Annotated in this window: 17 protein-coding genes and 1 tRNA gene; 12 read left to right on the top strand and 6 right to left on the bottom strand. The window is 70.1% G+C overall.

Features of this window, described 5'->3' with window-relative positions; translation table 11 throughout:
- Positions 1–204 precede the first annotated feature (204 nt).
- Positions 205–666 (top strand): RrF2 family transcriptional regulator, encoded by a 462-nt coding sequence (locus Vlu01_RS22800; RefSeq protein WP_204003032.1) that lies wholly within the window; start codon positions 205–207, stop codon positions 664–666.
- A 12-nt stretch (positions 667–678) separates the two neighbouring features.
- Here the strand turns inward: Vlu01_RS22800 and Vlu01_RS22805 are convergent, their stop codons facing one another.
- Entirely contained in the window at positions 679–1,527 is an 849-nt protein-coding gene (locus Vlu01_RS22805; protein WP_204003035.1) for an ABC transporter substrate-binding protein, read from the bottom strand.
- A gap of 255 nt (positions 1,528–1,782) precedes the next feature.
- Between Vlu01_RS22805 and Vlu01_RS22810 the strand changes: the two genes are divergently transcribed.
- Both Vlu01_RS22810 and Vlu01_RS22815 read left to right on the top strand, forming a co-directional pair.
- On the top strand, positions 1,783–5,754 hold the full coding sequence (locus Vlu01_RS22810; RefSeq protein WP_204003038.1) for a nidogen-like domain-containing protein: 3,972 nt from the start codon (positions 1,783–1,785) through the stop codon (positions 5,752–5,754).
- 139 nt (positions 5,755–5,893) lie between these two features.
- Positions 5,894–6,820 (top strand): sulfite exporter TauE/SafE family protein, encoded by a 927-nt coding sequence (locus Vlu01_RS22815; RefSeq protein ID WP_204003040.1) that lies wholly within the window; start codon positions 5,894–5,896, stop codon positions 6,818–6,820.
- Here the strand turns inward: Vlu01_RS22815 and Vlu01_RS22820 are convergent.
- A complete protein-coding gene (locus tag Vlu01_RS22820) occupies positions 6,817–8,250 on the bottom strand; it encodes a pyridoxal-dependent decarboxylase (protein WP_239096066.1) in 1,434 nt (477 codons plus the stop codon). The two genes, Vlu01_RS22815 and Vlu01_RS22820, sit on opposite strands and share 4 nt — an antisense overlap.
- Positions 8,251–8,485: 235 nt before the next feature.
- On the opposite strand from Vlu01_RS22820, the gene Vlu01_RS22825 reads away from it, so the two are divergent.
- Complete coding sequence (locus Vlu01_RS22825) at positions 8,486–10,753, top strand: rhamnogalacturonan lyase family protein (RefSeq protein WP_204003042.1); 2,268 nt, start codon at positions 8,486–8,488, stop codon at positions 10,751–10,753.
- Between the two features lie 262 nt (positions 10,754–11,015).
- On the opposite strand, the gene Vlu01_RS22830 is transcribed toward Vlu01_RS22825, so the two are convergent.
- Together Vlu01_RS22830 and Vlu01_RS22835 are read right to left on the bottom strand one after the other, a co-directional pair.
- Positions 11,016–12,032 (bottom strand): LLM class flavin-dependent oxidoreductase, encoded by a 1,017-nt coding sequence (locus Vlu01_RS22830; protein WP_204003044.1) that lies wholly within the window; start codon positions 12,030–12,032, stop codon positions 11,016–11,018.
- Between the two features lie 44 nt (positions 12,033–12,076).
- A complete protein-coding gene (locus tag Vlu01_RS22835) occupies positions 12,077–12,556 on the bottom strand; it encodes an Lrp/AsnC family transcriptional regulator (RefSeq protein ID WP_204003045.1) in 480 nt (159 codons plus the stop codon).
- Between the two features lie 83 nt (positions 12,557–12,639).
- Between Vlu01_RS22835 and Vlu01_RS22840 the strand changes: the two genes are divergently transcribed.
- Entirely contained in the window at positions 12,640–13,815 is a 1,176-nt protein-coding gene (locus tag Vlu01_RS22840) for a trans-sulfuration enzyme family protein (RefSeq protein ID WP_204003046.1), read from the top strand.
- A gap of 39 nt (positions 13,816–13,854) precedes the next feature.
- Here the strand turns inward: Vlu01_RS22840 and Vlu01_RS22845 are convergent, their stop codons facing one another.
- Both Vlu01_RS22845 and Vlu01_RS22850 read right to left on the bottom strand, forming a co-directional pair.
- Positions 13,855–14,358 (bottom strand): hypothetical protein, encoded by a 504-nt coding sequence (locus Vlu01_RS22845; RefSeq protein WP_239096067.1) that lies wholly within the window; start codon positions 14,356–14,358, stop codon positions 13,855–13,857.
- A 279-nt stretch (positions 14,359–14,637) separates the two neighbouring features.
- Positions 14,638–14,710 (bottom strand) — tRNA-Leu (locus tag Vlu01_RS22850).
- A 94-nt stretch (positions 14,711–14,804) separates the two neighbouring features.
- Between Vlu01_RS22850 and Vlu01_RS22855 the strand changes: the two genes are divergently transcribed.
- The 7 genes from Vlu01_RS22855 to Vlu01_RS22885 all read left to right on the top strand — a co-directional run bounded on the left by Vlu01_RS22855 (position 14,805) and on the right by Vlu01_RS22885 (position 21,716).
- Complete coding sequence (locus Vlu01_RS22855) at positions 14,805–15,425, top strand: ANTAR domain-containing response regulator (protein ID WP_204003049.1); 621 nt, start codon at positions 14,805–14,807, stop codon at positions 15,423–15,425.
- Positions 15,426–15,906: 481 nt separating this feature from the next.
- Positions 15,907–17,070, top strand: coding sequence for a branched-chain amino acid ABC transporter substrate-binding protein (locus tag Vlu01_RS22860; RefSeq protein ID WP_204003051.1), 1,164 nt, complete (start codon positions 15,907–15,909; stop codon positions 17,068–17,070).
- Between the two features lie 104 nt (positions 17,071–17,174).
- Positions 17,175–18,125, top strand: a complete 951-nt coding sequence (locus Vlu01_RS22865) for a branched-chain amino acid ABC transporter permease (RefSeq protein WP_204003053.1) — start codon at positions 17,175–17,177, stop codon at positions 18,123–18,125.
- Complete coding sequence (locus tag Vlu01_RS22870) at positions 18,122–19,231, top strand: branched-chain amino acid ABC transporter permease (RefSeq protein ID WP_204003055.1); 1,110 nt, start codon at positions 18,122–18,124, stop codon at positions 19,229–19,231. Before Vlu01_RS22865 ends, Vlu01_RS22870 begins: the two co-directional genes overlap by 4 nt.
- A 4-nt stretch (positions 19,232–19,235) precedes the next feature.
- Complete coding sequence (locus Vlu01_RS22875) at positions 19,236–20,075, top strand: ABC transporter ATP-binding protein (RefSeq protein ID WP_373307505.1); 840 nt, start codon at positions 19,236–19,238, stop codon at positions 20,073–20,075.
- Entirely contained in the window at positions 20,059–20,775 is a 717-nt protein-coding gene (locus tag Vlu01_RS22880) for an ABC transporter ATP-binding protein (protein WP_204003057.1), read from the top strand. Before Vlu01_RS22875 ends, Vlu01_RS22880 begins: the two co-directional genes overlap by 17 nt.
- A 35-nt stretch (positions 20,776–20,810) precedes the next feature.
- Positions 20,811–21,716, top strand: coding sequence for an ABC transporter substrate-binding protein (locus tag Vlu01_RS22885; RefSeq protein WP_204003059.1), 906 nt, complete (start codon positions 20,811–20,813; stop codon positions 21,714–21,716).

Consider the following 21,716-nt stretch of genomic DNA (forward strand, 5'->3'; position numbering starts at 1 on the left):
CCGGCAAGAGGGCGGGTGGGGCTGCGGCACGCCCTGGCGCTTCGGCTGGCGGCGTTGTCGTCGTCGGCCATGCGACACCGGCATGGCCTCCTCCTCCGCCTTGCCACCCTCGGCCAGGACCCGCCTCGCCCTCCACCGCCCTACTGCCGGTCGCTCTAACGGCCGGTGACGGGCCGTCGGTCAGGGGCGGTTAACCTGTCCGGCATGCGTCTCTCAGCCCGGGTGGACTACGCCCTTCGAGCGGTCGCCGAACTGGCCTCGGTGACCGGGGCTGGACGCGGTCGCCCGGTCACCGCCGACCAGATCGCGCGGGCCCAGCAGATCCCGCCGAAGTTCCTGGAAAGCATCCTGCTGCAACTGCGCCGCGGTGGCGTCGTGCAGGCCCAGCGCGGGCCCGAGGGCGGCTACTGGCTGGCCCGGCCGGCTGAGGAGATCTCCCTCGCCGAGGTGATCCGGGTGATCGACGGGCCGCTGGCCCACATCCGGGGCCAACGGCCGGAGCATCTCGGATACCAGGGCGCGGCTCGAGCGTTGCAGGAGGTCTGGATCGCCCTGCGCGCCAGCGAGCGGCAGATCCTCGAACTGGTCACCATCGCCGACGTGGCCCGGGGCACGCTGCCCGAACCGGTCACCAAGCTGGTCGCCGACCCCAGCGCCTGGACCTGACCCACCGGTCTGTCACAGCGATCTGCCCAGCCAGGTCTCCTCCAACTGCCGCAGCGTGCCGTCGCGCCGCAGGTCCGATATCGCCGTGGCGACGCACGGACCGAGCGGACTGTCCGCGGGCAGGACGAAGCCGAACCGTTCGGGGTCCGGCGTCGTCTGTGGCAGCGCGCCGACCACGCGAGTGCCGGTCAGTTCCACGGTCGTCAGGTAGAACGCGGTCGGCAGGTCGACCACCAGGGCCTCGATCGAACCGGCGAGCAGCGCGTTCTTCGCGTCGTCGCTGCTGTGGAAGATGGTCGGGGGAGCGGCGGGCCGGATCGACTCGGCGATCGATGCCAGCGCGGCGGAGCCGGCGGGGGCCCCGAGCCGTACCGAGGCGAGATCGGCCGCAGTGGTCACCGACCGGACGTCGAGGTTGTCGTCTCGCGCAATGACCGCCTGCCGTACGTCGTAGTAGGGCGACGAGAATTGCGCGTTCGGTTCGCGCTGAGGAGTTACCGGCACCTGGTCGAAGCCGAGGTCGAAGTCTTTCGGGCCCGGTTGCAGCAGGGTGTTTTTCGTCGCCTGGACCCACTGCGTCCGATCCCTGGGAAAGCCGAGGTGGCGGCTTACGGCGGCGGCCACCGCGGCCTCGTAGCCGCGACCATCGGCGGGATCGTCGATCGTCCAGGGCGCATGGCCTGGATCACGGGCAGCCCAGGTGATTCGGCCCGGGGTAATCGTCTGAAGCGACTCGGTTCGGCAGTCCGCCGACAGCGTCGGAGACGGCTGCGGCCCCGGTGTCGATGCGCAGGCGGATGTCAGAAATACGACCATCGCGACGACGGATCGTTGTGCGGCCGGAACAGGTTTCACCAGCACCTCTCCTGACGGTTGTTCGTCCGCATTGCCGAACGGTAACGCCGGGATCTTTCAGATCGGCAGCGCCGACTCGGCGAGGATGCCTGGCCGATCATCCGAACGACAGGACCCATGTGGATGGAGGCCACCGCCTTCGCTCGCCGTAGGGTGACCGAAACCCATTCGGCGGTGCCACTGCCGCATTTCTGATCGGTTCTGATGCGACCCGCTCGCATTCCGGCGGTATGCGCGACCAGGTGAGATTCGGGAGACCCGATGAAGCGAAAGCGCGTCAGATTATTGGCAACCGGAATGGTCCTCGTACTCGCGGTCGGATCGTCCCTCGTGGTCACCGGGCCGGCAACGGCGGCTGGCCGCACCTGCCAGGGGTTCAGAGCCACCCTGGTCGGCACCGACAAGGCCGACACGCTGACCGGTACGCCCGGCCGTGACGTCATTCTCGGCCTCGGCGGCGACGACGACATCAGCGGCCTCGGCGGTGCCGACGTGATCTGCGGCGGCCCAGGTCAGGACGTGCTGCGCGGCGGCGGCGGACGTGACGTCCTGATCGGCGGTGGCGATGAGGACCTCATCGTCGGCGGAGCCGGCTCCGATGTGGCCATCGGGGGCGGCAGGCCGGACCTGTGCCATCAGGTTGAGCGGGCTTTCCGGTGCCGGAAGGCCCGTGCGGGCCGGATCACCGTGTCCGCACTCTCGCACACCTCCGCTCCGGCGACCGCGCTGCGCGGCTTCGCGCCGCCGCGCGCCACCGTGGTGGTGCTCGGCGGACTCGCGCCGGCCAAGGCGGTGGCCGACGCCGACGGTGTGTTCCGCGCCGATGTGATCCTGCTGCCGGGCAAACGCAACGATCTGCAGGCCGTGGTGCGGGCGTCCGGCAGCACGAAGCAACTGTCCGCGAAGGTGACCGTCTGGCAGCGTGGTGGCACGGCGACCCAGCAGGTCAGCGGACGGATCGTCGACCCCGAGGGACATGGTGTCGCCGGTGCGAAGGTCGCGTACGCCGGTCGTTCGGCGGTTTCCGCTGCCGACGGCAGGTACCGCCTGACCGGGCTGCCGGCCGGGCTGGTCGCGTTGCGTGCCACCAAGGCCGGCCACCTCGGCGGTCTGTCCACCGTCGACACCACCGGTGGCCAACCCGTCGACATCCTGGTCCAGCCGATCGCCGCGCCGGTCACGCTGACGTCGGCGGGCGGTACCTTCCAGGGCGCCGGCTACCGGATCGTCGTACCGCGGGACGCGGTGGCACGCCCCACCCCGCTGTCGATCACGGCGCTGGTGCTCAGCGGCACCAAGGACGACTACGGACTGCCGGTGGTCGACCTGTCGCCCAGTGGCCTCACGTTCCGCCGGCCGATCACCGTCGAACTGGACCCCGGTGTGGTCGGCGTCGCGGCCCGGGACGCCGGCGTCGTGGGACTCAATCCGGACACGGGCCGGCTGACCCCGCTGGCCTCCCGGATCGTCGGCGGCAAGCTGCAGGTGAGCTTGCGTACGTTGGACGGGATGGAGCTGCGCCTGCCGTTCGACCCGGCCGCGCTCGGCACGCCGTGCACCCGGTACAACCCGATCGCCGCAGTGGCGGTACGGGATTTCTACCGCGGGGTGCTGCCGCCGTTCCTGCTCGCCAGGATGGGGCTCGACGCCAGCCTGCTGTGGGGCCGCTACCTGGCCGGGGGGCGCGCCTCGACGCAGCGGCGCACGCTCACGTCGTTCGGTCAGGACGCGTTCAGGACCAGCCGCTTCACGGTCGACGCGCGCGCCGGCGTCGCCCAGGACCTCGGGCGGGCGCTGCTGGGCTCCGCCACCCTGCCGGCGCTACGACCGCCGGCCACACCCGCCGAGCAGCAGGTGAAGGACTTCGGTGTCGGGCAGAATTTGCAGATCAACTATGCCGAGGTGTACTCGGTGCCCGGCAACCTCGCCGGCGGCGTCGGGGTGTCTTCGCCCGCGCTCGGCTCCGTCCGGGACTCGCGCGCCATCGACGGCACCATCACGTTCACCCCCGAAGCCACCGACCGCGGCGTGCTCACCAGGGTGTCCGCCAAGGCCGGGTTCAAACTGACCGTGCTGGACAGCGTGGATCTGTGCCCCGGTGACGTGGGCGCAAGCATCGAGCAGTTCGCCACGATTCCGTTGAGTCGCCTCGAGGTGACCCCGATCCCGATCCTCGGCGGCACCTTCGCCACTCCGCAACTCTTCATCGCCGACCCCGACCTTGAGCCCGAGACGTACGACGTCACCCGCCGCTATCCGGGCAACGACCAGGACAGCGACGGCGTCCCCGACCGTCAGCCCTGGACGGGCGGCACGTATCGGCTGGACAACTGCCCGGCGATCGCCAACCCGGACCAGGCCGACAGCGACGGCGACGGCGTCGGCGACGCGTGTGACGACAGCGACGACCCGGAACCCGACCCGGGACCTCGCCCGCCCGGCGCCGGAAGCTCCTTCGGCGACCCCCACCTGCTCACCTTCGACAGTCTCGCCTACGACTTCCAGGCCACCGGCGACTACGTGGCCGTGACCGACCCCGTCGACGGATTCGAGATCCAGTACCGGTTCTCCCGGCAGACCGGCGGCTCGCCGGCCATCTCCTTCAACCGAGGAGCGGCCGCGCGGGTCGGCGACTCGGTCATCGCGTTCGGCGACGACGCCAGCACGACCCCGGGCGCCGAGATGGCCGCGACGCTGGACGGCCGACCGCTCACCGTCGGCACCGCACCCACCGAGCTGCCCGGCGGGGCCACCGTACGTCTGATCGGCAGCGATCGGTTGGTCCGCTGGCCCGACGGCACGGAGCTGCGGGTCGGGCCGCGGGCCGCCTACTCGACCGTCGCCGTCACCGTGGCCCCGGCCCGGTACGGACGGGTGGCCGGCCTGCTCGGCAACGCCGACCGGGATCCGCGCAACGACCTCACCGCCCGCGACGGCACCGTCGTCCAGGACGTCCGCGACCGGGCGCAGCTCTACGACGGGTTCGGTGCGAGCTGGCGGGCCACCGGGACCGCGTCGCTGTTCCGCACGCCGCTGCCCAACCTGATCGGGCTGCCGGTGCTGCCGAGCAGCATCACCTCCATCTCGGAACTGTCGGCCGAGGCCCGGGCCGAGGCCGAACGGATCTGCCGGGACCGGGGCCTGCAGGCCGGTGCCGGCCTGGAGCAGTGCATCCTCGACGTCGGCATCACCGGCGACCCGGCCTTCGCTGACCTCGCGGCGCAGCTGGCCACCCGGATGCTCACCGTGGTCGACGCCTCCGCGTTGAATCCGCAGGTCGAGACGACCTCGGCGGTGACGATCGGGCAGCGGGCCACCGGCTCCCTGGACACCCCCTTCGCCGTCGACGTCTTCACCGTCAACCTGACCGCCGGCGACGGCATCCGGGTGGAGTCCGGGGGCAGTTGTCCCTCCGTGGGCACGTTCAGCGTCACCCTGGTCTCCCCGACCGGCCGCGTCATCACCCGTACCCGGGGATCGGAGTGCGGATCACTGGGTGTCTCGAACGTCCGCGAATCCGGTGTCTATCAGCTCCGGGTGCAGGACACGGGTGGCTTCACCGGTGCGTACGCGTTCACCGTCAGCGGCACCGGCCTCGGGCTGACCTGCCAGGCCAACGAGGTCGGCCCGAACGACGACGGCTCCTCCGAGGAGGTTTCCCTGCCGTTCTCGCTCGACTTCGACGGCCGGACCTTCTCGACCCTGTGGGTGAACAACAACGGCAACGTCACCTTCGACGGCCCGCTCAGCGCCTACACCCCGCAGGACCTGTCGACCTTCGGTCGGCCGATCGCCGCGGTGTGGTGGGCCGACGTGGACACCCGCGGCACCGACAACGGCCAGGTCCGGTACGGGCTCGGCGAGGTCGATGGACGACGGGCCTTCTGCGTGGACTCCCGCGACGTCGGCTACTACGGCGGCAGCGACAGCAAGCGCAACTCGTTCCAGCTGTATCTGGTGGATCGCTCGGATGTCGCAGCCGGTGCCTTCGACATCGTCTACCGCTACACGAAGCTGCAGTGGGAGACCGGATCCGCCAGCGGTGGTACCGGCGGGCTCGGCGGCACGTCCGCCGCGGTCGGCTACACCAACGGGGCGGGCAGCGTCCGGGAGCTGGCCGGCTCGCGGGTACCGGGCAGCTTCCTCGACACAGCGCCGGGAAGCCTCGTGAACACCTCGACCAGCACCGATGAACCGGGCGTGCACGTGTTCCCGATCCGGCGTACCCGGTAACGCCGACACCCGGGGGTGTCGGCGCACGCCGGCACCCCCCGGTCCGGTCGTTCCACTGACTGATCAGGGCTTGACCCGGGGCCTGCGAGTACCGCATTGTCGATTGAGTTGGTAGGAGTTGTCGCAGAAGGGGGCGTCCGTGCGCAAGCTGCTCGTCATCGCACTGGTGGGGCTCGCCGCACAACTCGTCGACGGGGCGCTCGGCATGGCCTACGGCCTGACCTCCTCAACGCTGCTCCTGCTGGCCGGCGTCGCACCGGCAGCCGCCTCCGCCTCGGTGCACCTGGCTGAGATCGGCACCACCCTCGCCGCCGGCACGGCGCACTGGCGATTCGGCAACGTCGACTGGCGCGTGGTGCGCCGCATCGCGCTGCCCGGCGCGCTCGGCGCCTTCGCCGGTGCCACCTTCCTCAGCGCACTCTCCACCGAGTCCGCCGCACCGTGGATGGCCGCGATCCTCTTCACGCTCGGCGCGTACCTGCTCATCCGGTTCTCCCGACCGCTGCGCCGCAACCCGGCCGCCGGCCGGCTGCGCGGGCGGTTCCTCGGCCCGCTCGGCCTCGTCGCCGGCTTCGTCGACGCCACCGGTGGCGGCGGGTGGGGGCCGGTGGCCACGCCGGCCCTGCTGGTCAGCGGTCGGATGGAGCCCCGCAAGGTGATCGGCTCGGTGGACACCTCCGAGTTCGTCGTGGCCTCCGCCGCCAGCCTCGGCTTCCTGATCGGCCTGGGCACCGAGGGCTTCCTGTTGCCGATCGTGCTCGCCCTGCTCGCCGGTGGCCTGATCGCCGCGCCGATCGCGGCCTGGCTGGTCCGCATCGTGCCGGCCCAACTGCTCGGCGCGGCCATCGGCGGCGTGATCGTGCTGACCAACGCCCGGGTCCTGATGCGCGCCGTCGACCTGGACGGTGCCCTGCCGGTGGCCGTCTACCTGCTGCTGGCCGCAGGCTGGATCGCGGCGCTGACGCTGGCCGTCCGCGTGCTGCTCCGCACCCGCCGCCAGCGCGCGTTCGTCGAGCCGGTCGCGGTCCCGTCCCGTCCGCGCAGCACCGAGAAGGTCGACGCCTAGGACGGCGGGAGATCGGCTGCCGCACGCGAGATTAACTCCCACGCCTCGTCGACGTGTGCCTGCGTGGTCTGCGGGGCGCCGACGGCCAGCCGTAGCGTGTGTCGACCGTCGACCCGGGTGTGGGTCAGGTAGACCCGACCGGTGGCGTTCACCGCCGCCAGCAGCCGCTCGTTCGGCCCGTCCGGGCCGCGCAGCCGAAAACAGACCAGGGCGTACGGATGGTCGGCGACCAGTTCGAAGCGTTCGTCGGCGCGGACCCGGTCGGCGAAACCGGCGGCCAGCGCGACGCCTTGACGGATGTGCTCGCGCAGCCCCTCGACGCCGTACCAGCGCAGCACGAACCACAGCTTCAAGGCCCGGAACCGTCGGCCCAACGGCACCTGCCAGTCCCGGTAGTCGGTCACCGCACCGGAATCGGTCGCCGCGTTGCGCAGGTACTCCGGTAGCACGGACAACGCCTCGACCAGCTCGGCGGCGTCGGCGACCCAGAAGGCGTCGCAGTCGAAGCCGGTGAGCAGCCACTTGTGCGGATCGAAGCAGTACGAGTCGGCGTACTCCAGACCCGCGTGGCCGAACCGCAACTCCGGGCAGACCGCCGCCGCCCCGGCGTACGCGGCGTCGACGTGCAGGAACACCGCGTGCTCGGCGCAGATCGGGCCGATCTCCGGCAGCGGGTCCACCGCCGTGGTGGAGGTGGTGCCGACGGTCGCCACCACCAGGGCCGGCACCACCCCGGCGGCCCGGTCCGCTTCGATCGCGGCGCGCAGCGCCGTCGGCGACATCGCCCGACTCACCGAATCCACCTCGATCAGGCGTACCCCGTCGGCGCCGAGCCCGGCGATCCGGGCGGCCTTCTCCACCGACGAGTGCGCCTCCGTCGAGGTGTACACCCGGTAGCGGCGGTCGACGCCGGTCTGACGCCACCGCCCACCGGCCGCCCGGTGCAGCGCGATCAGGGTGGCCACCAGGGTCGCCGAGGAGGCCGAGTCCTGGATGACGCCGCCGCCGCTGCCGGTGGAGCGGAACGTCGCCGGCAGGTCCAGCAGGGCGGCCAACCAGTCGAGCAGCACCGTCTCCAACTCGGTGCAGGCCGGACCGGTGGCCCACAACATGCCCTGGACGCCCAGCCCGGCGCTGACCAGGTCACCCAGCACGCTGGGGCCCGAGGTGTTGGCCGGAAAGAAACCGAAGAAGCCCGGATGCTGCCAGTGGGTGAGCCCGGGTACGACCAGCTTGTCCAGGTCCGCGAGGACGGCCTCGACCGGCTCGCCGGTCACCGGTGGTCCGGCCGGCAGCCCCGCAGCCACCGTGCCGGGCGGGTCCTGGGAGGTCACCGGGCGTTGGGGGAGCGTCGACCAGTAGTCGGCAATCCAGTCGACCACCGCGTGTCCGGCCCGGCGGAACTCCTCGGGCGTCATGTGTGCAGCCACCCGCCGAGTGGATCAAGAAGATCGGCGGCGAAGCAAGACCACGGATCGATTGTGAGCAGAAAACGCTTGCCCTAGCATCACAGGTGCGCGGGAACGCACTCATGGGCGTCGATCAACTCCGCTAGCGTGGCGCGGCCCGCTGTTCCGGGCACGGCCAGCGGACCAACGGCTCGTCGGCTCCGGGCACGGCCGACGGCCACCGCACGCCGCGCGTCCGACCTCCACCGGAGGAACCATGCCTCGCACCGCCCCCCGGGCGGCCCTGCTCGCCGCCGCCACCGCCGTCACGGTCGCCGCCGCCGGAGTGCTGACCACCCTCACCGCCTCGGCCGCCGTCGCCGGCTGCCACGTCGACTACCGCGTCACCACCCAGTGGACCGGCGGCTTCGGCGCCGACGTCACCATCACCAACCTCGGCGACCCCGTCAACGGCTGGACGCTGACCTGGTCCTACGCCGCCGGGCAACAGGTCACCCAGGCCTGGAACGCCACCGTCACCCAGTCCGGCGCCCAGGTGAGCGCCCGCAACGCCGACCACAACGCCGCCATCGGCACCAACGCCAGCGCCAACTTCGGCTTCAACGGCTCGTGGAACGGCAGCAATCCGACCCCGACCAGCTTCGCGCTGAACGGCACCACCTGCACGAGTTCCCCCACCCCGACCACCCCACCGCCCAGCCCGCCGCGTCCGACACCCACCATCGCGCCGTCGACGCCTCCATCGCCGACCGTCTCACCACCCACCCCACCGCCCGGGACGATGCAGGCGGAGAACCTGGAACGGGGCCTGATCAGCGTCCGCTCCGGGTCGGCCAACCTGGTCTCCTGGCGGCTACTGGGCACCGAGACCAGCGGCGTCGCGTTCAACCTCTACCGAGGCACGAACAGGGTGAACGCCAGCCCGATCACCGGCGCGACCAACTACCTGGACAGCGGCGCGCCGACCGGAGCGAACTACACCGTGCGGCCCGTGGTCGACGGCGTCGAACAGTCCCCCTCCGTACCGGCCCTGCAGTTCCCCGCCGGCCACCTCGACGTGCCGTTGCAGGTCCCGCCGGGCGGCACCACGCCCAGCGGCGAGACGTACACCTACTCCGCCAACGACGCCAGCGTCGGCGACCTCGACGGCGACGGCGATTACGACTTCGTCGTCAAGTGGGAGCCCTCCAACGCCAAGGACAACTCGCAGTCCGGCTACACCGGCAACGTCTACCTCGACGCGTACACCCTGCCCGGCTACCGGCTGTGGCGCATCGACCTGGGCCGCAACATCCGGGCCGGGGCCCACTACACCCAGTTCCAGGTGTACGACTACGACGGCGACGGCCGCGCCGAGGTGGCCATGAAGACCGCCGACGGCACCCGTTCCGGCACCGGCCAGGTGATCGGCAACGCCGGCGCCGACCACCGCAACTCCGCTGGCTACGTCCTCGCCGGCCCCGAGTACCTGACCATGTTCGACGGCAGCACCGGCGCCGCCCTCTCCACCGTCAACTACGACCCGCCGCGCGGCACCGTCTCCTCCTGGGGCGACAACTACGGCAACCGGGTCGACCGGTTCCTCGCCGGCACCGCCTACCTCGACGGCCAACGCCCGTCACTGATCATGGCCCGGGGTTACTACACCCGCGCGGTCATCGCCGCCTGGGACTTCCGCAACGGCACCCTCACCAAGCGGTGGACCTTCGACTCCAACGCCTCCGGCAACGGCTCGGCCGCCGGGCAGGGCAACCACAGCCTCTCCATCGCCGACGTCGACAGCGACGGCCGGCAGGAGATCGTCTACGGCGCGGCCACCATCGACGACAACGGTCGCCTGCTGTGGTCCAACGGCCTCGGCCACGGCGACGCCGGGCACGTCGGCGACCTCGACCCGTCCCGCCCCGGCCTGGAGTACTTCAAGGTCAGCGAGGACGGCAGCAAACCCAGCTCCTGGTTCGCCGACGCCCGCACCGGCCAGCCGCTCTGGTCCACCCCCACCGGCGGCGACAACGGCCGCGGCGTCTCCGGTGACATCTGGGCCGGCAGCCCCGGGGCCGAATCCTGGTCGTCCGCAGTGAGTGGCCTGGCCAACACCCGAGGCCAGAACATCGGCCGCAAGCCGTCCTCGACGAACTTCCTCATCTGGTGGGACGGCGACCCGGTCCGTGAACTGCTCGACGGCACCCGGATCGACAAGTACGGCACCGGCGGCGACACCCGCCTGCTCACCGGCAGTGACGTCGCCTCGAACAACGGCACCAAGGCCACGCCCGCGCTCTCCGCCGACATCCTCGGCGACTGGCGGGAAGAAGTGATCTGGCGTACCAACGACAGCCGGGCGCTACGGATCTACAGCACGCCCACCCCGACCAGCACCCGGATCTACACCCTGATGCACGATCTGCAGTACCGGGTCGCCATCGCCTGGCAGAACACCGCCTACAACCAGCCCCCGCACCCGAGCTTCTTCCTCGGCGACGGGATGACCACGCCACCCACCCCCTCGATCTACCTGCGCTGACCGAGAGCAACAGCGGTAGACGGACAAGGCACCGGGCCGCAATCGCGGAATCCGCACAACTGCGGCCCGGTGCCCCACACCGCGGCACCCCCGACCCGTCCCGACCGGGGAGTGCCGTACCACCACCGGATACAACATTAGGCAGGCTCCGCGTCACGAGGGTGACGCTGCCGTGAAGATCGTGTTTCACGTCCCAGAAACGCTGTGACCTGGCCCACCAACCAGCCCGGCCACCGGAACCTGCCCAGTCGGCGGCACCGCCTCAGCGCCGCAGACCGCCGGCCACCTCGTTCGCGATCAACTCGAACGAACGCACCCGGTCGACGACGTCGTACACCATCGAGGTCAGCATCAGCTCGTCCGCGCCGGTGCTGGCCAGCAGCTCGCTCAACTGCCGACGTACCGTTTCCGGAGAACCGCACGCCTGACCCTGCTGCCGCTGCGCCAGGAACTCCCGCTCGAACTCGGTGTACGGGTACGCCGCCGCCTCATCCGGCGTCGCCAGGGGCTCCGGCCGCCCCGACCGCAGGCGCAGGAACGACAACCCGGCCGGCCCGGCCAGCCACTCGGCGCGCTCGTCGGAGTCCGCGCAGACCGCGTTGACCGCCACCATCGCGTACGGCCGCTCCAGCCAACGCGACGGACGGAAACTCTGCCGGTACAGCGCCAACGCCGGCAACGTGTTCTGCGCGCTGAAGTGATGCGCGAAGGAGAAAGGCAGGCCCAACGCGCCGGCCAGTTGGGCGCTGAACCCACTGGAACCCAGCAACCACACCGCCGGGCGCTGCCCGCGCCCCGGAGTCGCGGTGATCCGCCCCGACCCCGCCTCGTCGAAGTAGCCCATCAGATCATTCAGTTCCCGGGGGAACCCCTCGGCCGACAGGCCCTCCATGGTCCGGCGCAGCGCCAACGCGGTCACCTGGTCGGTGCCCGGAGCACGGCCGATACCCAGATCGATGCGTCCCGGATGCAGCGCCTCCAGGGTGCCGAACTGCTCGGCGACCACCAGCGGCGCGTGGTTGGGCAGCATCACCCCACCCGAACCCAGCCGGATCCGGGTGGTGTGCGCGGCCAGATGCGCGATCAGCACCGCCGGCGCCGAGGACGCGATGGCCGGCATGTTGTGGTGCTCAGCCACCCAGAATCGGTGATAACCCAACTCGTCGGTGCGTCGAGCCAACTCGGTGGTGTGCCACAGCGCCTCACCGGCGGAAGCGCCAGCGGCCACCGGGGCGAGGTCGAGGACAGACAACGGTACGTCGATCACAGAGGTGGCCAACCCGGCGTACGCCGAATCTGTTCCCGACCAGGCCGGCGACGTGATCAGCCTGACCCGCGGGCCTGCTCGAAGATCAGGCTGGTCTGGGTGTGCTGCACCGCCGGGTCGACCGCCAGATGGTCCAGCACGAAATCGCGCAGCGCCTCCGCCGAGGCCGACCGCACGTGCAACACGTAATCGTCCGCGCCGGCCACGTGGAACACCGACACCACACCCGGCAGGCGTACCGAGCGGGCCCGGAACGCGTCCACCGCCGCCCGCGCGTGCTCGGTCAGCCGTACCGACACCAGCGCCTGCAACGGCAACCCCAGCGCCGCCGGATGCACCTCGGCGTGGAAACCCCGGATCGCCCCGCACTCCCGCAACGTCCGGGTGCGCGCCAGGCAGGTCGACGGCGCCACCCCCACCCGCTCGGCCAGGGCATTGTTCGGCAACCGGCCGTCGCCAGCCAGCTCGGTGAGGATGGCGCGATCGGTGTCGTCGAGGGCCGCGAAGGGCCGAACATCGTTCGATACGGGAGGCATACCAGCATCCTCCACCGAACGCCATCGGCTCCGAAAGCGGTTATGACGAATTATATTCGGAGCTATTGCCCCTCATGGGCGAGATGTTCGATCCTCCCCCCATGACGACCGTGGACACCCGAGCCGTGCACGCCGGCCGCGAAGACCTCGCCGCCCTGGGCGTCCACGTGCCGCCGATCGACCTCTCCACCACCAACCCCCTACCCTCGGTGGACGCCGGAGGCGACGCCTACGAGACCCTCGCCACCGGCGGCACCCTCCCCGCCGGTGCCAGCGCCGTCTACCAACGGCTGTGGAACCCGACCGTCGCCCGCTTCGAAACCGCCCTCGCCGAACTGGAAGGCACCGCCGAGTCCGTCGCCTACGCCAGCGGCATGGCCGCCCTCACCGCCGCTCTGCTCGCCGCCACCCGCGACGGCCGCCGCCACCTGGTCGCCGTCCGCCCCCTCTACGGCGGCACCGATCACGTGCTCGCCACCGGCCTGCTCGGCACCGAGGTCACCTGGGCCCGACCCGAGGAGGTCGCCGCCGCCATCCGCCCCGACACCGCCCTGGTGATCGCCGAAACGCCCGCCAACCCGACGCTCGACCTGATCGACATCGCCGCCCTCGCCGAGGCCGCCGGGCAGGTGCCGCTGCTGATCGACAACACCGTCGCCACCCCCGTGCTCCAACAGCCCACCCGCCACGGTGCCCGGTTGGTGCTGCACAGCGCCACCAAGAGCATCGGCGGCCACGGCGACGTCCTCGCCGGAGCGATCGCCTGCGACGCGGACTGGGCCGCCCGCCTGCGCCAGGTCCGCGCGCTCACCGGCGCGATCCTGCACCCGCTCGGCGCGTACCTGCTGCACCGTGGCCTGCAGACGCTGCCGGTGCGGGTCCGCGCCCAGCAGGCCAGCGCGGAGAAACTCGCCCTCTGGCTCACCGACCACCCGGCGGTCGCACGGGTCCACCACCCCGGCGTCGACGACCCGAGCGGGCTCGTCGGCCGGCAGATGTCCGGCCCGGGCAGCCTCCTCGCCTTCGAGGTACGCGGCGGCGCGCCGGTCGCGGCGGCGGTCGCCGGCGCCTGCCGGCTGATCACCCACGCCGTCTCACTCGGCGGCGTCGACACACTCATCCAGCACCCCGCGTCGCTCACCCACCGCCCGGTCGACGGGGACGCCCGGCCCGACGGTGGACTGCTGCGGCTCTCCGTCGGTCTGGAGGACCCGGAGGATCTACGCGCCGACCTGGCAGCCGCGCTCGCCACGGTCTGACCCGTCCAGTCGTGACCATGCCGAGCTGGCCCGGCATGGTCACGACTTCGGGCCGACGTGGCGGTCCAGCGCGGCGACCGCCTCCCGTCGGGCGACCGAGAGGCTGTTGCGACGGTTCATCCGCCAGGCGACGCCGAGCAGGTCCAGCGCCCACTGGCAGAGCCCCATGATGTCGGTGGACTCGTTGACGAACATGTAGCGCGGGTAGACGTACACCTTGTCGCGAACGGTGACCCGGTTGGCGAAACGGGCGCCGTCGGAGTGGAAGAGACCGCACAGAAAGTCACCGGGAACCGCCCGGACGATGCGCTCCTGCCAGTCGGCCAGGGTGATCGGTCGCTCGTGCTTCTTGCCGGGCCCGTGCTGTGGCAACAGGCAGGGCCAGTGTGTGCCGTAGCTCTGCACGCCGACGCAGCCCTGCTTCTGCACGCGTTGCACCGAGGCTGCCAGCACTGCGCGCATGGCCTTGTCGCAAAGGGAGATCAAGGTCGGCCAGGCGTCGGAGCAGTAGATGCGCAGGACCGGTATCCGGGCACTGGTCACGAGATGGCCATCACCCAGGTAGAGGCCGAGGAGGTAGGCGTACTGATCGGGTGCTGTCGGATTGCCGATCTCAGGGCGGCAACGGAAGCAACGTAGGGCGCTGGCTTGTTGTTTCGGCTCCGGTTGGCCTCTGCACCAGTAACGGACGGTCGCGTATGGGAGCCCGACGGCGCGGGCGGCCTCGGACACGGTCGCGCCGGCCAGGTAGAGACTCCGTGCCTTGACGCGAATCTCGGGGGGATGCACCGGTGCATTTTTGAACGCGTGTACGACACTTCGTGCCCCCGGTGGGATTCGAACCCACACTGTATGGCTTTTGAAACCATCGTCTCTGCCGTTGGACTACAGGGGCCTGGAGTTCTTGGCCCTCACAGGTTACCCACTACGCTAGGAGCGGCGACACCCGGTACCGCGGGTGTCGGGTGCAGAGTGGGTGGGAGTGGCTCGTGGCCGAGACGCAGACGGATGCCGCGCGCAGGCGGGTACTGATCGCCGAGGACGAGGCGCTGATCCGGCTGGACCTGGCCGAGATGCTGGCCGAGGAAGGCTATGAGGTGGTCGGCGAGGCCGGTGACGGCGAGGCCGCCGTACGGCTGGCCGAGGAACTCAAGCCCGACCTGGTGATCCTCGACATCAAGATGCCGATCATGGATGGGCTGGCGGCCGCCGAGCGGATCGCCGGGGCCCGGATCGCCCCGGTGATCATTCTGACCGCGTTCAGCCAGCGTGACCTGGTGGAGCGGGCCCGCGCGGCCGGCGCGATGGCGTACCTGGTCAAGCCCTTCCAGAAGAGCGATCTGGTGCCGGCGGTGGAGATCGCCCTCTCCCGCTACGCGGAGATCGCCGCGTTGGAGGCCGAGGTGGCCGGGCTGAACGACCGGCTGGAGGTCCGCAAAGCCGTCGAGCGGGCCAAGGGCGCGTTGATGACCACCTACAACATGAGCGAACCGCAGGCGTTCAAGTGGATCCAGCGCACCGCGATGGACCACCGGATGACCATGAAGGAGGTCTCCGAGCGGATCCTCGCCGAGACCACCGGTGGTGAGGTCACGCAGCCCGCTCCATGATCGGGTTTACCGGCGACCGGCGACCGGCGACCGGCGACCGGCGACCGGCGACCGGCGACCGGCGCTGGGCGTCGCCAGCGTCCGGCGTCGCCGGCGTCAGTAAAGAGCGTTGGGTCGCACGTGGTCGACGTGCGTCGATCAATGGTGTCTAAATTCTCCCGGAGACGAGTGTCCTGCCTCGGTCAGGGCGGTTGCTGATGGTGTTGAGCCTGGTGTGCGAAGGCGCCTGTCCGCCGTTCACCACACACCGGCGACAGGCTGACGAGACCAACGAATTGATCGCTACTTCTTACAGCTATCGCCTGCTATCACGCATGCCGTGTAACGGTTCGGTCAACGGCCTGTTCTGGGACTTACGCCACGCCTGCAGGGTGGGATAACGTCCGGCCCCAGACCGGCGACGACGGTCTGGTTCGTCCGCCCCGCAAGTGCCAATGGGCAGCGGGTGGTTTGGGCCATGGGACGGAGGAGGGTTCGGGCCGTGAGGCAGAAGCTCGTACGTTTGGTCGGTGGGGTGGCAATCGCCGCGCTCGCCCTCGGCGGCGCAGCCGCCTGCAAGTCTGACAGCGCCAGCAACGAGGCCGGCGGTGACGGCTGTGGCAGCAAGATCGCGTTCTTCGGCGCGCTGACCGGTCCGAACGCGGCGCTGGGCATCAACATGAACAACGGTGTCAAGCTCGCTCTCGATCAGTACAACAAGGAGAACGCCGACTGCCAGGTGACCCTGGTGCCGCTGGACTCCCAGGGCAACCCGGAGCAGGCGCCGGGCCTGGCCCAGCAGGCGATCGACGACGCGCAGATCCTCGGCGTCGTCGGCCCGGCCTTCTCGGGTGAGTCCGAGGCCGCCAACCCGCTCTTCTCCGAGGCCGGCCTGGTGCACGTCACCCCGTCCGCCACCCGGCCCAGCCTCGCCGACCAGGGCTGGAAGACCTTCGTCCGGACCGTCGGCAACGACCTGAGCCAGGGCCCGGCGGCGGCCAACTACATCAAGAACGTCCTGAAGGCCGAGAAGGTCTTCGTCGTCGACGACCAGTCCGCGTACGGCGCGGGCCTGGCCGACGAGGTCAAGAAGGTGCTCGGCGCGGCGGTCGTCGGCAGCGACAAGGTCCAGGGCGACGGCAAGCAGAGCGACTTCTCCGCCACCGTCACCCAGGTCAAGTCCTCCGGCGCGACCGCGATCTACTACGGCGGCTACTACGCCGAGGCGGGCCTGATCCGCAAGCAGCTCACCGCCGCCGGTGTGACCGCCACCCTGGTGGCCGGTGACGGCGTCAACGACCCCTCCTACATCACCGGTGCCGGCGCTGCTGCCGCCGAGGGCGATGTCCTGACCTGCCCCTGCATGCCGGCGTCCGAGACGGGCGGCACCTTCGCGGAGGACTTCAAGGCGCTGCACGGCAGCGAGCCGGGCACCTACAGCGACACCGCGTACGACGCGGCGAACATCCTGCTCCAGGGCATCAAGGCCGGTAACACCGACCGCGCCAAGCTGCTCGAGTTCGCGCGTGGCTACACCGGCCAGGGTGTCGCGGCCAACTACAAGTTCACCGAGAACGGCGACCTCGCGCCGGAGGCGGTCCGGGTGTGGGCGTACGTGGTCAAGGACGGCAAGATCGTGCCGGACCAGGAGATCCCGAAGTCCTGACGCCGGTCGCTGCGACAGCGATCGAGTGGTGATCGTGGGTGCGGCCGGGAGCTGACTTCCGGCCGCACCCCAATCTTTCTTCATTCCTGTACGGAGTACCTTCCTTGGACTTCAACACCCTGTTCTCCGATTTCGGGGGATACACGATCACCGGCCTGACAGTGGGTGCCATCTACGCCCTCGTCGCGCTCGGTTACACGCTGGTCTACGGCGTGCTGAGACTCATCAACTTCGCCCACTCCGAGGTCTTCATCGCCGGTGCCTTTGCCGCCATCTGGGGCTGGGCCGCGCTCGGTCTGGACCGCGACTCGGTCGCCAGCGGTTTCGGCTCGATCATGCTCTACCTGCTGGTCGGCGCGCTCATCGCGGCGGCAGCCTCGGCCGGCACCGCGACGGTGATCGAGCGGGTGGCGTACCGGCCGCTGCGCAAGCGCAACGCCCCGCCGCTGGCCTTTCTGATCACCGCGATCGGCGCGTCGATCGCGATCGCGGAAGCGTTCGGCATCTACACCCGGCGGCTGCCGGTCGGTGCTCCCACCGTGGTCAAGAACGACGTGGTCTTCACCGTCTTCGGTGCCGAGGTCACCGTGGTGCAGCTGCTGATCCTCGGCTCCGCGCTGGCCATGATGGTCGCGCTGGACCTGTTCATCAACCGCAGCCGGATCGGCCGGGGTATCCGGGCGGTCGCCCAGGACCAGAACACGGCCGCGCTGATGGGGATCAACAAGGACCGCATCATTCTGGTGGTCTTCGTGATCGGCGGTGTGATGGCCGGGGTCGCCGGCATGCTCTACGACATCCGGATCGGCACGCTGACCTACAGCGTGGGCTTCCTGCTCGGCCTGAAGGCGTTCACCGCGGCGGTTCTCGGCGGCATCGGCAACCTGCGCGGCGCGCTGATCGGCGGGCTGCTGCTCGGCCTGGTCGAGAACTACGCCTCCGCGCTGTGGGGTGCGAACTGGAAGGACCTGGTCGCGTTCGTCGTCCTGGTCGTGCTGCTGATGTTCCGGCCGACCGGCCTGCTCGGCGAGTCGTTGGGGAGGGCCCGCGCATGACAAGCGTCAGGGAATGGATCGCTTCGGGCCGCCACGCGGTCTCCGACCGTTGGCACGACGCACCGCGCTGGATGCGGTGGTCGGTCATCGCGGCGGTGATCGTCTTCTTCTACGCCCTGCCGAACCGGGAGTTCTACCAGTGGCTGGGGCCGATCCCGACCACCGGCTCGAACTTCGGTCAGGTGCTCTTCACCGTCTCCATCTACGTGCTGCTGGCGGTCGGGTTGAACATCGTGGTCGGCTTCGCCGGCCTGCTCGACCTGGGCTATTTCGGCTTCTTCGCCGTCGGTGCGTACACGGTGGCCGTGCTGACCTCGCCCAGCAGCGACCTCAAGACGCTCTGGCCGTGGCTGCTCGCCCTGCCGGTGGCGTTGGGGCTCACCATGATCTCCGGGGTGATGCTGGGTACGCCGACGCTGCGGTTGCGCGGTGACTATCTGGCCATCGTGACGCTCGGCTTCGCCGAGATGATCCGGGTGGCGGCGACCGCCTCGGACTTCCTGAAGGGGCAGCGGGGCTTCAACCAGATCCCGCACCCGCCGGGCACCCACGCCGACGGCACACCGGTCTTCGGGGTGCTCGACCCCCGGCCGTACTACTGGCTGGTGCTCACGCTGATCATCCTGGTGGTCATCGGGGTGCGGAACCTCAACCGCAGCCGGGTCGGCCGGGCCTGGATCTCGATCCGGGAGGACGAGGACGCGGCGCAGCTGATGGGGGTGCCGACGTTCAAGTTCAAGCTCTGGGCGTTCGCCTCGGGCGCGTTCATCGGCGGTCTGGCCGGGGCGCTCTTCGCCGGCAAGCAGAACTTCGTCAGCTCGCAGAACCTGGAACTGCTCAACTCGATCATCATCCTCTCCGCGGTCATCCTGGGCGGTTCGGGCAACATCGTCGGCGCGATCGTCGGCGGCGGCCTGGTGGCGTACCTGATCGAGCGGTTCCGCGGCATCGAGGTGCTCGGCATCGAGCTGTACGAGTACCGGTTCATGTTCTTCGGCCTGGTGCTGGTGGTCATGATGATCTTCCGGCCGCAGGGCCTGATACCCAACCGACGACGAGCGGCGGAGCTCAAGGACCGCCGCAAGGAGGTGATGGTCGGTGGGTGAGACCGTGCAGCAGCCGACTGTTCCGGAGCAGGCCGGGGCGCCGGCGGTGGAGTCCACCGCCGGTGGCCGGGAACCCCTGCTGGAGGTCGACCACGTGACGCTGCGGTTCGGCGGCGTGGTGGCCCTCGACGACGTGGACTTCACCCTTTACAAGGGGGAGATCCTCGGGCTGATCGGCCCGAACGGCGCCGGCAAGACCACCTGCTTCAACGCGATGACCGGGATCTACCAGCCCTCGCAGGGGGAGATCCGGTTCCGCGGGCAGCGGATCACCGGCAAGAAGAAGCACCACATCACCAAGATGGGCATGGCGCGGACGTTCCAGAACATCCGCCTGTTCCCGGAGATGACCGCGCTGGAGAACATCCAGGTGGGCGCGGACGCCCACCACAAGACCAGCGTCATCTCCGCGCTGTTCCGGTTGCCCCGGCACCGGCGGGAGGAGCGCGACGGGCTGGAGAAGGCCAAGCGGCTGCTGGACTTCGTCGGCATCTCCGACCGGATGCACGACGCCGCCCGCAACCTCTCCTACGGCGAACAGCGCCGGCTGGAGATCGCCCGGGCCTTGGCCACCGACCCGGTGCTGCTCTGCCTGGACGAGCCGGCCGCCGGCTTCAACCCGGCGGAGAAGGAGGAGTTGCTGCAGCTCATCCGCAAGATCCGGGACCAGGGCGTCACCGTGTTGCTGATCGAGCACGACATGCGCCTGGTCATGGGGGTCACCGACCGGATCGTGGTGCTGGAGTTCGGAAAGAAGATCGCTGATGGGCTCCCCGCCGAGGTGCGCGAGGACCACCGGGTGATCGCGGCTTACCTGGGGGTGCCGGATGACGACGTTGCTTGAGATCGAGGACGTCAGTCTGCTCTACGGGCGGATCAAGGCGCTGCACGGGATCAGCCTGACCGTGGACGAGGGCGAGATCGTGGCCCTGATCGGCGCCAACGGTGCCGGCAAGTCCACCACGATGCGGGCCGTGTCGGGCATCCGCCCGATCGCCAGCGGGAAGATCCGGTTCAACGGTGAGGACATCACCAAGCTCCGGGCCGACCTGCGGGTACGCCGCGGGCTCTGCCAGGCGCCGGAGGGCCGGGGCATCTTCCCCGGGATGACGGTGCTGGAGAACCTGGACATGGGCGCCTACACCCGGCGGGACCGGGCCGGGGTGGCCAAGGACCTGACCCGGGTGCTGGAGCTGTTTCCTCGGCTGGCGGAGCGGCGCAAGCAGGTCGGCGGGACGCTCTCCGGTGGTGAGCAGCAGATGCTGGCCGTCGGCCGGGCACTGATGAGCCGGCCGAGGCTGCTGCTGCTCGACGAGCCCTCGATGGGGCTGGCGCCGATGTTGATTCAGCAGATCTTCTCCATCATCACGGAGATCAACGAGCAGGGCACCACGATCCTGCTGGTGGAGCAGAACGCGCAGCAGGCCCTGGCCCGGGCCCACCGTGCGTACGTGCTGGAGACGGGCCGGATCGTCAAGAGCGGCACCGGCCGGGAACTGCTGCACGACCCGGCGGTCAAAGAGGCCTACCTCGGGGTGGTCTGACCGACCGCCCCACCCCTCAGTGCAAGGAGTACGACATGTTCAACCTCAGAGGTCGTCGGCGGGCGGTGCTCGGCGTGGCCGGGGCGGCGCTGCTGGCACTTTCCGTGGCTGGTTGCGGCGAGAAGGAAGCCACCGAGCAGCCCGGTGCCGGCCCGAGCGTGACCGCCGACGCGGATGCGTCGCTCGCCGCCAAGGTGCCCGACGCGATCAAGGCGGACGGCAAGATCGTGGTCGGTAGCGACACGTCCTACGCCCCGGCCGAGTTCCTCGACACCGACGGCAAGACGGCCATCGGGTTCGACGTGGAGCTGTTCAAGGCGGTGGCGGCGAAGCTGGGGCTGGAGGCGGAGTTCGTCTCCGCCGACTTCGGTGCCATCATCACCGGCGTCAGCTCGGGCAAGTACGAGGTCGGCGTGTCGTCGTTCACGATCAACGAGGAACGCAAGGCCCAGGCCAACATGGTCAGCTACTACCAGGTCGGCACCCAGTGGGTGACCAAGAAGGGCAACCCGGCCGGGGTTTCGATCGACGACGCCTGCGGCAAGAAGATCGCCGTACAGCGGGACACCGTCCAGGTGGAGGACATCGAGAAGCGCTCCAAGGCGTGCACCGACGCCGGCAAGCCGGAGATCACCATCGAGCAGTTCCCGGGCCAGGACGCCGCCACCGCCGCGGTGGTCTCCGGCAAGGACGACGCGATGCTCGCCGACTACCCGGTCGGGGTGTACGCGGTGACGCAGTCCAACGGCCAGTTGGAGCTGCTCGACAAGATGTACGAGGCGGCACCGTACGGCTACGTGGTGGCCAAGGACCAGAGCGCGTTCGCCGAGGCCATCCGGGACGCGACGAAGGCGCTGATCGATGACGGCACGTACCAGGCCATCCTGGACAAGTGGGAGGTCGGGGACGGCGCGATCACCGATCCCGCGATCAACCCGTAA

The sequence above is a fragment of the Micromonospora lutea genome (assembly GCF_016863535.1).
Classification (GTDB): Bacteria; Actinomycetota; Actinomycetes; order Mycobacteriales; family Micromonosporaceae; genus Micromonospora; species Micromonospora lutea.